We start from the raw sequence: 14,197 nt of genomic DNA, 5'->3' as shown, positions 1-14,197 counted from the left end.
TTTCTCTTGTTCCCATGGAAGAAGTTTCAACCACCACGACCAATCGTCAAGCATCTGCGTCCGCTTATTTCGGTCACAATGCAACCGCATTGCTCCCTCAATGCGCTAACACATCTGCATAACGCTTGACCGCCCCAGTATTAATAAATATTGGGGTACGGGGTCTTAACTTTGTCAAACCGAACAACATAATATCCCCATGAAAATATATTTATTACTGGCGGCGTTACTTGCCGCAATAAGCGCCGACGGCAACTGACACTGTTAATAAAGCATAATAATGGATTGGGAAGCACACCGATGCTTTCCCGTATATGTTACTTTAAGATAGAAGTAACCTATTAATATCAATATTATTATGACCGACCGATTAAGTTATGAAGAGAAGAAAGAACTGCCCGATGAGGTGTTCGGACTTCCTGAAAGGCGTGAATATCCAATGCCCGATGCGGCACACGTGCGCGCAGCCGAAGCCTATTTCCGTTATTGTCCCGATGACCTGAAGCCGAAGCTTGCACGCGCCATCATGGCCCGTGCCCGTGAATTTGGAGTCGATGTTGAAAGCCCTACAGTAAAATCATACGCCGGCATGTAACACTCTAACGATATGGAATCATAGCATATTAATGATTCCATATCAATGCTGGTAGGCGCCGAGGTCGGATGTTGAGCCTCGCTCGCGGCCGTAGAAATCGCGCACGGCCTCGGGCAAAGTAAGTGATGCATCGGCCGCTCCCTCGGCAGGAGAGCCGGGGCCGACGCGATAGTCGAAGATATAGCGGTCGGTGTCGGTAATGAACATGGGGTCGGAGTTCCATATCATGTCGATGAATGTGTCGTCGTCACTGCCGTCAGCTCCCACAAGACAACGCCGTAGCGTGATATCACCCGAGTCGGGTGACTTAGTGTTCATCATCGGGCCGTTGCCGTAGATGATGGAGTTGGTTATGTGGCATGACACTCCGTCATCTTTCAGCTCAAGCAGAGCGCCCGTCACGGGAGCAAAAAGGTAGCTGTTGGCGACAGTGCAGTGATTCATCGTCAATCGGGCGCGGCCGTCGAGCGTCACAACGCCGCCGGGCGCGTCGGCAAATTCACATCCCACAGCCTTGACTTCGGCATCGGTAACGGAGATGACGCTTTCACGCGAGTTGCGCACGACACAATTAAGCATCGAGATCTCACCGCCCGTCACGGCAATGCCCGACGAGGTGTTGCGCACAACAGTGTGCGACAACCGGCTCCCGGTGCCTGCGAAAGTGACACCGCTCCACTGTCCCGGCACAATGTCGTAGGGGATGCGTCCCACCATCGTTCCGTTACGGTCGCCACACATCACAACCGGCTTTTCGGGAGTTCCGTCGGCGACAACGGCACCCTCGACATTGAGTGATGCCTTGTCGTGGAAGTAGAGTGTAGTGCCCTCGGCGAGATTCAATGTCACGCCTGAAGCAACCGTCACATCACCCATGACATGATAAGCACCCGACCAAAGGGCATCGGCCGACAGCACCGAAGCCGGAACGACAGTCACATCGATGCACTCGGCACTCAGCACCACCGTGGAGCGACCGCCGTTGACCTCGAAGTCGAGGAGCGACTTAACAGTCAGCTTGCCGTCATGTCCCACAGGAGGGAACTGCGCGTCGACAAACACATAGATGGAGTCGTGCGGCCTTATGGCGACATCAGCAAACTCCTTGCCGGCAACGCCGTCGACATTCAGCCTGTAGGCTTCATTGCCGTCACGTAACGCAATGCGGCTTATGAGCAAATTGCGGTCGTGACGATTGTAAACCCTGAAGCTGTGGACGGATGTGATCTCGCCCGAGAATGCGAGTCCAAGGTTGAGGGTGTCGACCGAAAACTCGGGACGGGCCGATGAATCATCGGTGAATCCATCCTCGATGCAACCGCTCGCAACGGCAAGAAGCACAATTATAAGGAATATGTTGAGAAAACGATTTATCATAGTGTAAGCGTCTACATAAATCCAACGTTACTCAACGCCCAATATTGCTTATTCGACATGGGGAGATTGCGGATATGAACTATTTTTCGTAATATTGTGACGACAAAAGCCCAACGATGCATATACAACGACTCGATTCCGACAGCTACAGGCGAGCATTCCCACATCCGGGACACATCTACAATTCAGTCCAATTTTCGGAGCTGAACCGCAGCAAGTGTGACGATGTGCTATACCTTGCGTTATATGACGGAGGAAGATTGCGCTGCGGCATGATTGCGGGCGAGCGTGACGGAGCTATCATGTCACCGTGGTCGGCCCCGTTCGGCGGATTGACGGTCAACCGCCGGCAGTCGTTCCGATGCATCGACAACGCAGTCAAGTCGCTTTGCTCATTCACGAAATCGACGGGGCGGTCGCTTGTCGTGACGCTGCCCCCCGAATGTTACGGCGACAACGCCGCCATAAAATGCGCCTACTCGTTAATGTTGACACCCGGCATCGAGATAACGCCCCACCTCAACTATGCGGCCGACCTGACGCGTCACCTCGACCCCATAGACCTGATGTCGCCCAAATCGCGGTGGAGCATAGGTAGAGCGTTGATGTCACACTACACTATCACCAGGCAACCCGCAACCGAGAGCGAAATAACGCGCAACTACAACCTGATACTTGCCAATCACAACGCAAAAGGGCGAGAGCTGCGAATGTCGCTGCACGACTTCATCGCGACCGCACCGGTGACCAACAGCGACTTCTTTATAATGACTTTTGACGGAATCGACATAGCCGCCGCCCAGCTGCATCACGCAGCACCGGGAATCGTGCAGCTTATCAACTGGGGCGACCTGCCCCTGCACCATCATCCGGGAGCCATGAATCTTCTCGCGCTCCACATTATGCGTCACTACAAGGCCGAGGGAGCGAGGATGCTCGACTTCGGGCCTGTCGACAGCTGCGACGGAGTAAACGAAGGCCTAAGTAAATTCAAGGAGAGCCTGGGATGCACTCCGTCATTGAAGTACACATTCAGGCTCTCCTAAAAAGTCGTATATGTGCCGTGACCTGAGCGTCACTGCATCATCTCATATATCTTTATGGTGTCATCGGCCGAAAGCTTGACATAACCGCCGATGCGTTCACCCTTGTGCTCGTGAAGCTTTGCAACAAGTCGCTCGATGTCGGGATTGTCGATGCCGAGCTCCTTGAATGTAACGGGCATACCTATGCTCATGAAGAAATCCTTAAGACGCTTGATGCCTTCGGCTGCTACCGACTTGTCATCGCCCTGCGACACAACGCCCATGACACGACGGGCAAACTGCGCCACCTTGACGGGATTGACACCGGCCACATACTGCATCCATGCGGGAACCACGACGGCAAGTCCGGCTCCGTGGGCAACGTTATATATCGCGCTTATCTCATGCTCGATAAAGTGTGACGACCAATCCTCGGCACGGCCTGTGCCGCACACTCCGTTATGGGCGAGAGTGCCGCTCCACATGATGTTGGCGCGCGCCTCATAGTTCTCGGGGTCGCACATCACTTTGGGAGCCTCCTCCATTATCGCGATGAGCACACCCTCAGCCACGCGGTCGGTAATCTCGACATCGGGGGTATTGGTGAAATAACGCTCCATGATGTGGACCATCATGTCGACGATGCCGCATGCGGTCTGATAGGGAGGCAACGTGAAGGTGAGTTCGGGATTCATCACCGCAAACTTGGGGCGAAGGGCGCTTTCGGTGCGCAGACTGAGCTTGATCAGTCCGTCACGCTTGGTGATGACCGAGTTGCCCGAGCCTTCACTTCCGGCAGCCGGGATGGTGAGCACGACACCCACGGGGAGAGCCTTCTCCACTATCTTTTTGCCGCAATAGAAGTCCCAGAAGTCGCCTTCGTAGGGAACTCCGCATGCGATGCCCTTGGCAGTGTCGATGACCGAACCGCCGCCCACGGCAATGAGCATATCGATGTTCCGCGAGCGCACCAGTTCAATACCTTCATAAACGCGGTCGTCGGTGGGATTGGGCTGAATTCCGCCCATCTCCTCCCATTCGATACCGCTCGCTGAAAGCGATGCCTTAACCCGGTCGAGCAAACCGCTGCGCACAACCGAGCCGCCACCGTAGACAAGCAGCACCTTACGGCCGCCAAACTCACGAGCCAAGGCTCCGGTGCGGCTTTCGGTGTCACGCCCGAAAACGAACTTGGTCGGGCTCCAGAACACGAAATTATTCATAGTCCATCAATTAATTTAAATAATACCGGCGAGCCGCTTTATCGGCGGTTGGCACCCTTTTTACGCTTCTCCTGCTCGCGGAGCATGGCCTGCTGCTGACGCTGAGCCTCTTCAAGACGAGCCATGAAACCCGACTTCTTGCGGGGCTTCTTGGATGCTTCCTGCATCTTGGCGCGCATCTTCTCCTCATTTACAACGTGACGGAACACATAGGTCTGCACGATTGTGATCAACAGCGACAGGAAGTAGTAGTAGGAAAGACCTGCGGCGTAGTTGTTGAAGAAGACAAGGAACATCAAAGGCATCAGATACATCATCCACTTCATGCCGGGCATCGACGCTCCCGAAGGCTGATTCTGCATCGTGACCTTAGTGTAGATGATGTTGGTCACGGTCATGAGAAGACAGAACAGCGACAGGTGGTTGCCGAAGTACTCGGTGACCAAGGGAATGTTGCCGCTCCAGGTGATGATGGCATCGGGAGCCGACAGGTCCTTAACCCAAAGGAATGGCTCGCCGCGCAGCTCGATACACGAGGGGAAGAAGGTGAACATGGCGATAAGCACCGGCATCTGCAGCAACATGGGCAGACAGCCCGCCATGGGATTGGCACCGGCACGCGAGTAAAGTTCCATCGTCTTTTGCTGACGGGTCATGGCATTCTCCTGACCGGGATACTTTTCATTGATTTCCTTTATCTCAGGAGCGAGCAAGCGCATCTTGGCCTGCGACATGTAGCTCTTGTAGGTGAAGGGGAAGATGATGATCTTGATGAAGATTGTGAGCAACAGGATGATGACGCCGTAGTTGGTAAACCACTTGCCGAGGATGTCAAATACGGGAATCACAATCCATGTGTTGATCCAGCGGAAGAGAGTCCATCCGAGAGGAATGAGTCGTGTCAAGTGAAGATCCTCGCCGTCGTTCAGCTTGTCATCAAGTCCCGACAACATGGGATAGAGGTTGGGGCCGATGAGAATGTCAAACTGTGCCGGCATGGGGTTGGAGGCGTTGTAGTCGACCGACGAAACGGCCTCAAGCTCCTTCAGGTAGCCGGGCTGGCTCTTTGTGAGTATGGTTGAGGTGAGATTGGCGTTATTGAACGAGCTTCGGGCGATGAATGCCATCGAGAAGAACTGATTCTTGAATCCTATCCACTTGATGCGCTCGTTGACCTCCTCATCGTCATTTGACGACTCACTGAGGTTTTCGACACCGCCTCCGGCATACATATAGTACAATCCCGAGTTACGCTCCTCAAACATGCGGCCCTCCTCCTGGCGAATCATCTTCTGATGCCAGAGGAAATCCATTGTAGCCACATTGGAGGGGATAATCGACTGCATGCCGTTCTGCACAATCTCCATTCTAACCACGTAGCTTTCGGGGAGAAGGGTGTAACGCATTCCAAACGATGCACCGCTTCCGAGATTGAGCGTCATCAACACCGTGGTGTCGCTCTCCTGAACCGGCTCGAAGAAGAAGTTGCGGGTGTCAAACTCACGGTCGGCCGAGTTGAGGATAAACGAGTAGCCGTTGTCGTCGCCTTCAAACACCACGACATTGCCGCCCTTATAGGACTTGTAGTCCTTGAGCTCAGCACGCGATATGACGCCGCCCTTGTTGGAGAGGTCGAGCGCGATGTATTCATTTTCAAGACGCACGGTAGAGCTGTCGCCCTGAAGGTAACGTGCAAATCCCTGGTACTGTGTAAGCTCACGGGTTGTCGTCTTGAGCAACTTCACAGCCTTTGAGGCGATGACGGGTGAAAGCCCCGCAGCGGCGGGATTGGAGAGGTCGGCTATGTCAACGCTCTTGCCGTCGACATTGACCGAGCCGGTCAACAGGTATCCGTCGGATACGAGATCCACCTTTGAATTTTGCATCGTTACGCGGCCTGACACCGAGTCGGGAGTTCCGTACTGGTGAACGGCGGCGGCCAGCATCGAAGTTTCGGCCGGAGTGAGTGTGTCGAGCGATGAAGCGAGCTGTGCATCGGCCATCGCCTCGGCCTGTTCTGCGGTTATCTGCTCGGCGGGGGCAATGCTGTCGGGCTTGGGTTCGGGCTGGTTGAGCCACATGAATCCAAGGATGACAGCTCCCATCAGGAGCAAACCGTACATTGTGTTCTTATCCATTATTTCTTTTCGTGTTTATATGCGATTGCAGCTTTTATAAAGTCAAGGAATAGGGGGTTGGGGTTGAGGACCGTCGAAGAGTATTCGGGGTGATACTGCGTACCGATAAACCAACGGTGGTCGGGCAGCTCCACTACCTCGACAAGGCGGGTGGCGGGATTTTCGCCCACACACCGCATGCCGGCGGCCTCGAAACGCTCGCGGTATTCGTTGTTGAATTCAAAGCGATGACGGTGACGCTCCTTCACATCGGTGCATCCGTAAGCCTTGGCGGCTCGCGAACCGGGTTGCAGACGGCAGTCGTAGGCTCCGAGTCGCATTGTGCCTCCCTTGTCGACAACCGTCTTCTGATCCTCCATGAGGTCGATTACATTGTCGGGGGTGGTGGGATTCATCTCGGTAGAATTGGCCTCATGCAGTCCAAGCACATCGCGGGCAAACTCAATGACCATGCACTGCATGCCAAGACAGATGCCGAATGTGGGGACATCGTGCTCGCGACACCACTTAAGGGCTACAAACTTGCCCTCGATGCCTCGCTGACCGAATCCCGGCGCAATGATGACGCCGTCGAGCGGCGACAGAAGCTCGTCGACATTGCCGGCATTGAGCTTCTCGGAGTGGATATACACGAGCTTGAGCTTGTGGTCGTTATAGCTAGCGGCCTGAAAGAGCGACTCGTTGATCGACTTGTAGGCGTCCTGAAGCTCGACATACTTGCCCACAAGACCTATCGTCACCTCCTCCTCGGCATTGTCGAGCTTGCGGAGGAAGTTGAGCCAAGGCTCCATGTGGGGCTCACCCTCGACAGGTACTCCGGTCTTGCGAAGCACAATCTCATCGAGGTGCTGCTCATGCATGCGCAGGGGCACTTCGTAGATTGTGGGCATGTCGACCGACTGAATCACGGCGTCGGGCGACACGTTGCAGAACTGCGCAATCTTGCGGCGCATGTCGGCGGGAATCTCCTTCTCGGTACGCAGCACGAGGATGTCGGGCTGTATACCCACCTCCTGCAACTGCTTCACCGAGTGCTGCGTGGGCTTTGTCTTCAGTTCCTTGGCGGCACGGATGTAGGGCACATAGGTCAAATGGATGCAAAGCGAGTCCTGACCAAGCTCCCAGCGCAGCTGACGCACGCTTTCAAGGAATGGGAGCGACTCGATGTCGCCCACCGTACCTCCGATTTCGGTTATTATGAAATCGAAATTACCGGTGTTTCCGAGCAACTTTACGTTGCGCTTTATTTCATCGGTAATGTGGGGAATTATCTGGACGGTCTTGCCGAGATAGTCGCCGCGACGCTCCTTGTCGATCACGCTCTGGTAGATGCGTCCTGTGGTGACATTGTTGGCTCGGGTAGTGGGAACGTTGGTAAACCGCTCGTAATGTCCGAGGTCAAGGTCGGCCTCGTGACCGTCGACGGTCACATAACACTCGCCGTGCTCATAGGGATTCAATGTGCCCGGATCGATGTTGATGTACGGGTCAAACTTCTGAATCGTAACCCTGAAGCCTCTTGCTTTAAGCAAGCAGGCAAGCGACGACGAAATAATTCCCTTACCAAGGGAAGAAACCACGCCGCCGGTGACAAAAATATATTTGGGTTCCACGTTTTTGTCCTATTATATTAAATTAAAGCGCAAAGTTAGTGATTTTAATGCACATAACAATGAAAGGCACCCCTCAATCGAGAAACCCTGCGTCATATTTATTAATGTTTTCTACTTAACTGCAAGCGTCACGCTTCGAGAGCCTGCTTGATGTCGGCGATGATGTCGTCGACATTCTCGATTCCCACCGAAAAGCGGATGAGGTCGGGGCGCACTCCCGCTTCCAGGAGCTGCTCGTCGGAAAGCTGTCGATGGGTGTGACTTGCAGGATGCAGCACACAAGTGCGCGCATCGGCCACGTGCGTCACGATAGCGGCAAGCTTCAGGTTGTCCATAAACCTTATAGCCACATCGCGGCCGCCCTTGAGTCCAAACGACACTACGCCGCAGGATCCGTTGGGCATATACTTCATCGCAAGGTCGTGATACTTGTTGCCGGGCAGTCCGCAATAGTTGACCCAGGCCACCTTGTCGTTGCCCGAGAGGTATTCGGCCACAGCCTGAGCGTTGGAACAGTGGCGGGGCATGCGCAAGTGCAGCGTTTCAAGACCGAGATTCAGCAGAAATGCGTTCTGCGGCGACTGGATGCTTCCGAGGTCACGCATCAACTGCGCAGTGGCCTTGACCATGTAGGCCATCTTGCCGAAAGCCTTTGTGTAGGTGAGGCCGTGGTATGAGTCATCGGGGGTGCAAAGTCCGGGATACTTCTCGGCATGGGCCTCCCAGTCAAAGTTTCCGCTGTCGACGATGACGCCGCCCACGCTCGTTGCGTGACCGTCCATATATTTGGTGGTCGAGTGTACAACGATGTCGGCACCCCATTCAAACGGGCGACAATTTATGGGCGTGGGGAATGTGTTGTCGACAATCAGGGGCACACCCTGGCTGTGGGCTATGCGGGCAAACTTCTCGATGTCAAGCACCTCGAGCGAGGGGTTGGATATGGTTTCGCCAAAGAGCGCCTTGGTGTTGGGACGGAAAGCGGCTATAATCTCCTCCTCGCTTGCGTCGGGATTGACGAATGTCACATCGATTCCGAGCTTCTTCATTGTCACGCCAAAGAGGTTGAACGTGCCGCCGTAGATGGCCGAGGAGCACACGAAGTGGTCGCCTGCCTGACAGATGTTGAACAGTGCATAGAAGTTGGCGGCCTGTCCGCTGGAGGTGAGCATCGCGCCCACTCCGCCTTCAAGAGCGGCAATCTTTGCGGCAACGGCCTCATTGGTGGGATTCTGAAGACGGGTGTAGAAGAAACCCGTGTCCTCAAGGTCAAACAGACGGGCCATCTGCTCGCTCGTATCATATTTAAAAGTAGTACTCTGATAGATCGGGAGCACTCTCGGCTCTCCCTTGGTAGGGGTCCAACCGGCCTGCACACACAGGGTTTCCGGCTTAAAATTGTTTGCCATAATTTCCGTTTTTTATATTTCTCAATTAATATTCAACTATGCACTTTCGCACTCGCAAAGGTATGCAAAAAAACGAGAAATATGCAAGTCACGCCGACTGTTTTTAAAAAAATCGGAATATTGATGTAACGTTTTGCCACATCACTGCGTCATATAGGTGAATATGGAACGGAAAGAGTTTGAAAGCCGAATAACACGTATGCGTCCGCAACTTCTGCAGCTCGCCATCCGGTACCTCAACAACGGTGACGACGCCGAAGATGTGGTGCAGGACACGCTGCTGAAGCTATGGTTTCTGCGTGACCGACTCGACGACTACCGAAGCGTCGACTCCCTGGCCTCGGTCATCACGCGGCATCTCGCCATAAGCTGCATAAGAGGCCGCCGGTCGGGAATGGTCGACATCGACGAGCTATACGATGTAAAAGGCGACGAATCGACTGAAACGAAAATCATCCGGGAGGAGAGCCTCAAGGAGATATTCGACGCAATATCGGCACTGCCCGACCTACAGCAATCGATACTGAGGATGAAGCATGTCGAAGGCTTCGAGGTCGAAGAGATAGCCGCAATAACGGGAAGCAATCCCGGAGCCGTGCGCGTCAACCTGTCGAGAGCGAGAAAGAGAGTAAAACAACAATTTATGCCCAATTGAACGATGAACACTACTATTATAACAAAGAAAAACGTAAGAAACTACATCGAAAAGTTTCTTGACGGTGAAACGAGCAACGCCGAAGAGCAGGCGCTATATGACTTTTTCAAGAATGAGGATGTGCCTCAGTCACTGCAAGAGTACGCCCCGATGTTTGCGTGGTATGACGGCAAGATGGAGGAGGATCCCCGCCGGCTCATAGAGGAGAACCGCCGACAGAGCCGCATCATACGCATAAGGCTCGTGAGGTGGAGCATCGCCGCCGCAGCCATGGTGGCCGTGATGGTGAGCGTTGGAATAGCGCTGTTTACCGGCAGCACATCCTCGACGAGCATCTACGACGGCAGCTACGTGAAAGTGGGCAACACGGTCAACAGCAACATCAACGAGATAATGCCCGAGATAGAGGCCACCATCGCCCATGCCGACGATGTGGAGCGCAAGGCTCTCGAAACCTACCGCAACCTCCAGCAGGCCGAGAACGAAATAGAACAAAAAGGCAGACAATAATAAATTAATCATTCAAATAGACTCCAAGCAATGAACTCATCAAGCATCATCAAGAGCCTGCTGCTCGCAGTGGTATTCGCAGTGGCATGTTCGGTCGAGGTTTCGGCCCAGAAAAACATCCAGTCGGCAATAAACGCAATAGCCAAGGACAAGTCGGTGATAGTGAACTCGGTAACCACGCGCAATCCCAAGAACCACAAAATCGAAAAGACCGTGCGCACCTACACCATCAACAGCAAGGCCCTCGCACAGAGGCTTAAGGATGCGTTCATGGACGATGAAGAGCAGGCCGACAAGGCAATCATATCGAGCGACAGCAACCAGGTGTCGTTTACCTACTACTTCAACAAGCGCGAAACGATGTACAGCGCCACAATAACCCACGGCGAGCAGATAACGGTGACCTACATATTCCGTCCCGACGGAAAGGACAACGGCGCAGTCAACGTGATGATACGCCGCGACAAGCTGCCCCAGATGAACCTGCCGCTGACGGCGATGCTATAGACCCGCACATACTGCAACAAGGATAACATATAAAGAGAATAGCTTTTAATGCACTGAATTGAGTAATCGGGTGGAGGACACTGAAAATTGGGAACGGCCTCCATAGAGATTAATACAACAGGCCGAAGACGCCTCCACTAATAATGAAAGAAGCGCGACTGTGTGGGATACACAATCGCGCTTCGCTTTTTATCGTAACGGGTGGCTTACTTGACCTCCCAGGTTTCGCCTGCGAGAATCATGTCGCGCAACCGGTCAAATCCCTTCTTGGCGCGCACCTGCTCGATCTGCATGTCGATCTCCTCGTTGTAGACGGGACTCTCCACATCGCGGATCACGCCCACAGCAAGCGGCAGGTCGTAGCCGTCCATCATGGCAAGCTGCTGGTGGAGGAAGTTGCTCGGGGTGTGAGCGTCATGAACGAGCACATCGTCGATAGTGTATCCGTCCTTGCCAAGCTCGACGGCCTTCAGCAGGAATCCGTCGCGCACAAGTCCCTTCTCCATGTTCTTGCCGAAGAGCATCTTCTCGCCGTGACGCAGATGAATTGTGCGCTCGGCGCGGAACTCGCGGTCGCTGATGTAGTTGTGTATGCCGTTGTTGAATATCACGCAGTTCTGAAGCATCTCTACAACCGAAGTGCCACGGTGACGGGCGGCGGCCACCATCACCTCCTGGGCGATGGGCAGGTCGACATCGATCGAGCGGCCGAAGAAGTTGCCACGGGCGCCAAACACGAGTTCGGCCGGGATAAACGGATCCTCGGTAGTGCCGTAGGGCGATGACTTGCTCACAAATCCGCGTGCGCTTGTGGGTGAATACTGACCCTTGGTCAAGCCGTAGATCTTATTGTTGAACAACAGCAGGTTGATGTCGACATTTCGACGCACTGCATGGATGAAGTGGTTTCCGCCTATGGCAAGGCCGTCGCCGTCACCCGAAATCTGCCACACGGTCATTGCCGGATTGGCCACCTTGAATCCCGTAGCCACTGCGGCGGCACGGCCGTGGATGGTGTGGAATCCGTAGGTGTTCATGTAGTAAGGGAGGCGCGAGCTGCACCCGATGCCCGAAATCACGGCTGTGTTGTGGGGAGCCACGCCTATTTCGGCCATAGCCTTGTGGAGCACGTTGAGTATGGCATGGTCGCCACATCCGGGGCACCAGCGCACCGATTGGTCGCTCTTATAGTCAGCTGCTGTATATTTTATGCAATCCATAGTCGTAACTTTTTACTTTTCGTCCATAAATTTTTTAACGCCGTCAACGACCTCCTGCACCAGGAAGGGCTGACCCTGAACCTTATTGATGCGCTTAACCTCAAGTCCGGCAAACTTGCTCTGCAGATAGTCGGCAAACTGTCCCGTGTTCAATTCGGCGCATATCACCTTCTTGTAGCGTGAAAGCACTTCGCGGGTGTTGCGGGGCAGCGGGTTTATGTAGCGGAAATGGGCAAAAGCCACCTTGCGGCCCTCCTTGCACAGCTCCTGAGCTGCGGTGTAGAGGTGTCCGTAGGTACCTCCCCAGCCCACGAGCAGCGTGTCGGCATCGGCGTCACACAGCACCTCGAGTTCGGGAATGTCATTGGCAATCTTCTCAATCTTGGCCTTGCGCACATACACCATCTTCTCATGGTTGGCGGGGTCGGTCGATATGGCACCTGTCACAAAGTCCTTTTCAAGGCCGCCGAGGCGGTGGGTGAGGCCTTCGGTTCCGGGAATTGCCCAGTAGCGCACATTGCTCTCCTCGTCGCGCTGATAGGCACGCCATGTGGAGCGCATCTCCTCGGGCACGTAATGGGGCTTGATGGCGGGATATTCGTCATCGTCGGGAATGCGCCATGCCGACGAGCCGTTGCCGATGAATGCATCGGAGAGCAGAATCACGGGAGTCATGTGCTCGATCGCTATGCGCGAAGCCTCAAAGGCCATGGTGAAGCAGTCGGTGGGCGATGCGGGAGCCACTACCACCAGGGGCGACTCGCCGTTGCGACCGTAGAGGGCCTGCATAAGGTCGGTCTGCTCGGTCTTGGTGGGAAGTCCGGTCGAGGGGCCTCCGCGCTGTACATCGATTACCACCAGCGGCAGCTCGGCCATAACGGCAAGACCTATACCCTCGCTCTTCAATGCAAGGCCGGGGCCCGAAGTTGAAGTGACGCCGAGGTTTCCGGCAAATGACGCTCCGATAGCCGAGCAAACTCCGGCAATCTCGTCCTCCATCTGCACGGCCTTCACGCCGAGATCCTTGCGCTTGGCAAGCTCATGAAGAATGTCGGTGGCGGGAGTGATGGGGTAGCTTCCGAGGAAGAGCGGACGACCCGACTTCTCGGCGGCCATTATCAATCCCCATGCAGTGGCCGTGTTGCCGTTGATGTCGGTATAGTGTCCCGGACGGATGTCCTCCGACTCGATGCGGTAGGTCGACACCGAGGCGTGTATGTTGGACCCGTAGTCGTAGCCGGCCTGGATTACCTTGGCATTGGCCTCGTAAATGGCGGGCTTGCGGGCAAACTTGTTCTTAAGATGGTGCATGGCAGCCTCCAGCGGGCGGTCAAACAACCAGCACACGAGGCCGAGAGCAAATATGTTGCGGCACTTCAGCACCGACTTGTTGTCAAGTCCCGATTCGGCAAGTGCGGCCTTGGTCATCGAGGTGACGGGCACCTCAATCACCTGTGCGTTAAGGTTAAGTTCCTTGAAGGGGTCGGCTGTTTCAAAAAGAGCCTTTTTCAGGTCGGCTTCCTTGAATGAGTCGATGTCGACAATCACTACACCTCCGGGCTTGAGGTGCTTGACATTCTGCTTCAAGGCAGCGGGATTCATGGCAATAAGCACATCGGCCTTGTCGCCCGGTGTGTGTACATTTGTTCCTATATGAACCTGAAATCCCGATACTCCGCCAAGCGAACCTTGCGGGGCGCGGATTTCTGCCGGATAGTCGGGGAAAGTCGAAACTTGGTTTCCGACTCCGGCCGACACATTAGTGAAGATGTTGCCGGCAAGCTGCATTCCGTCGCCGGAATCGCCGGAAAATCTCACGACTACTTTGTCAAGAGTCTTTACATTGGTTTTCTCTAACATGACATTTATATGATTTCACTTAGTTTTTTGGCCTATTATCGATAAAAAGCACTTGAATGTCATTG

12 protein-coding genes are annotated in these 14,197 nt (G+C 54.3%); 5 read left to right on the top strand and 7 right to left on the bottom strand.

The features are described from left to right. The first annotated feature begins 358 nt into the window (after positions 1 to 358). Entirely contained in the window at positions 359 to 595 is a 237-nt protein-coding gene (locus E7746_RS13835) for a hypothetical protein (protein WP_123395007.1), read from the top strand. A 42-nt stretch (positions 596 to 637) separates the two neighbouring features. Here the strand turns inward: E7746_RS13835 and E7746_RS13830 are convergent, their stop codons facing one another. Further along, positions 638 to 1,972, bottom strand: coding sequence for a right-handed parallel beta-helix repeat-containing protein (locus E7746_RS13830; protein ID WP_136411187.1), 1,335 nt, complete (start codon positions 1,970 to 1,972; stop codon positions 638 to 640). 116 nt (positions 1,973 to 2,088) lie between these two features. On the opposite strand from E7746_RS13830, the gene E7746_RS13825 reads away from it, so the two are divergent. Next, entirely contained in the window at positions 2,089 to 3,018 is a 930-nt protein-coding gene (locus tag E7746_RS13825; RefSeq protein ID WP_136411186.1) for a hypothetical protein, read from the top strand. Positions 3,019 to 3,047: 29 nt separating this feature from the next. On the opposite strand, the gene E7746_RS13820 is transcribed toward E7746_RS13825, so the two are convergent. From E7746_RS13820 to E7746_RS13805, 4 genes are all read right to left on the bottom strand, one after another. After that, on the bottom strand, positions 3,048 to 4,220 hold the full coding sequence (locus E7746_RS13820) for an iron-containing alcohol dehydrogenase (protein ID WP_136411185.1): 1,173 nt from the start codon (positions 4,218 to 4,220) through the stop codon (positions 3,048 to 3,050). A 38-nt stretch (positions 4,221 to 4,258) separates the two neighbouring features. Beyond that, the gene (yidC, locus tag E7746_RS13815) at positions 4,259 to 6,358 is read right to left on the bottom strand and encodes a membrane protein insertase YidC (protein ID WP_238337251.1); all 2,100 of its coding nucleotides are present in this window, start codon (positions 6,356 to 6,358) and stop codon (positions 4,259 to 4,261) included. After that, positions 6,358 to 7,971 (bottom strand): CTP synthase, encoded by a 1,614-nt coding sequence (locus E7746_RS13810; protein ID WP_136411184.1) that lies wholly within the window; start codon positions 7,969 to 7,971, stop codon positions 6,358 to 6,360. The genes yidC and E7746_RS13810 overlap by 1 nt, the downstream gene beginning before the upstream one ends. 128 nt (positions 7,972 to 8,099) lie before the next feature. Further along, entirely contained in the window at positions 8,100 to 9,380 is a 1,281-nt protein-coding gene (locus E7746_RS13805) for an O-acetylhomoserine aminocarboxypropyltransferase/cysteine synthase family protein (RefSeq protein WP_136411183.1), read from the bottom strand. A gap of 163 nt (positions 9,381 to 9,543) precedes the next feature. Here E7746_RS13805 and E7746_RS13800 point away from each other — a divergent pair, with 163 nt between their 5' ends. From E7746_RS13800 to E7746_RS13790, 3 genes are read left to right on the top strand one after another with little or no spacing between them, the layout of a single operon-like run. Further along, complete coding sequence (locus tag E7746_RS13800; RefSeq protein ID WP_136411182.1) at positions 9,544 to 10,035, top strand: RNA polymerase sigma factor; 492 nt, start codon at positions 9,544 to 9,546, stop codon at positions 10,033 to 10,035. A 3-nt stretch (positions 10,036 to 10,038) separates the two neighbouring features. After that, on the top strand, positions 10,039 to 10,545 hold the full coding sequence (locus tag E7746_RS13795; RefSeq protein ID WP_136411181.1) for a hypothetical protein: 507 nt from the start codon (positions 10,039 to 10,041) through the stop codon (positions 10,543 to 10,545). Between the two features lie 30 nt (positions 10,546 to 10,575). Further along, positions 10,576 to 11,052, top strand: coding sequence for a DUF5024 domain-containing protein (locus E7746_RS13790; protein WP_136411180.1), 477 nt, complete (start codon positions 10,576 to 10,578; stop codon positions 11,050 to 11,052). A 206-nt stretch (positions 11,053 to 11,258) separates the two neighbouring features. On the opposite strand, the gene E7746_RS13785 is transcribed toward E7746_RS13790, so the two are convergent. Both E7746_RS13785 and E7746_RS13780 read right to left on the bottom strand, forming a co-directional pair. After that, the gene (locus E7746_RS13785; protein ID WP_123394998.1) at positions 11,259 to 12,272 is read right to left on the bottom strand and encodes a 2-oxoacid:ferredoxin oxidoreductase subunit beta; all 1,014 of its coding nucleotides are present in this window, start codon (positions 12,270 to 12,272) and stop codon (positions 11,259 to 11,261) included. Positions 12,273 to 12,284: 12 nt separating this feature from the next. Further along, positions 12,285 to 14,132 (bottom strand): 2-oxoacid:acceptor oxidoreductase subunit alpha, encoded by a 1,848-nt coding sequence (locus tag E7746_RS13780; RefSeq protein WP_136411179.1) that lies wholly within the window; start codon positions 14,130 to 14,132, stop codon positions 12,285 to 12,287. Between the last annotated feature and the right edge of the window lie 65 nt (positions 14,133 to 14,197).

Origin of the sequence: Muribaculum gordoncarteri, from assembly GCF_004803695.1 — a bacterium.
GTDB lineage: Bacteria > Bacteroidota > Bacteroidia > Bacteroidales > Muribaculaceae > Muribaculum > Muribaculum gordoncarteri.
This window is presented reverse-complemented; position numbering and strand designations above follow the sequence as displayed.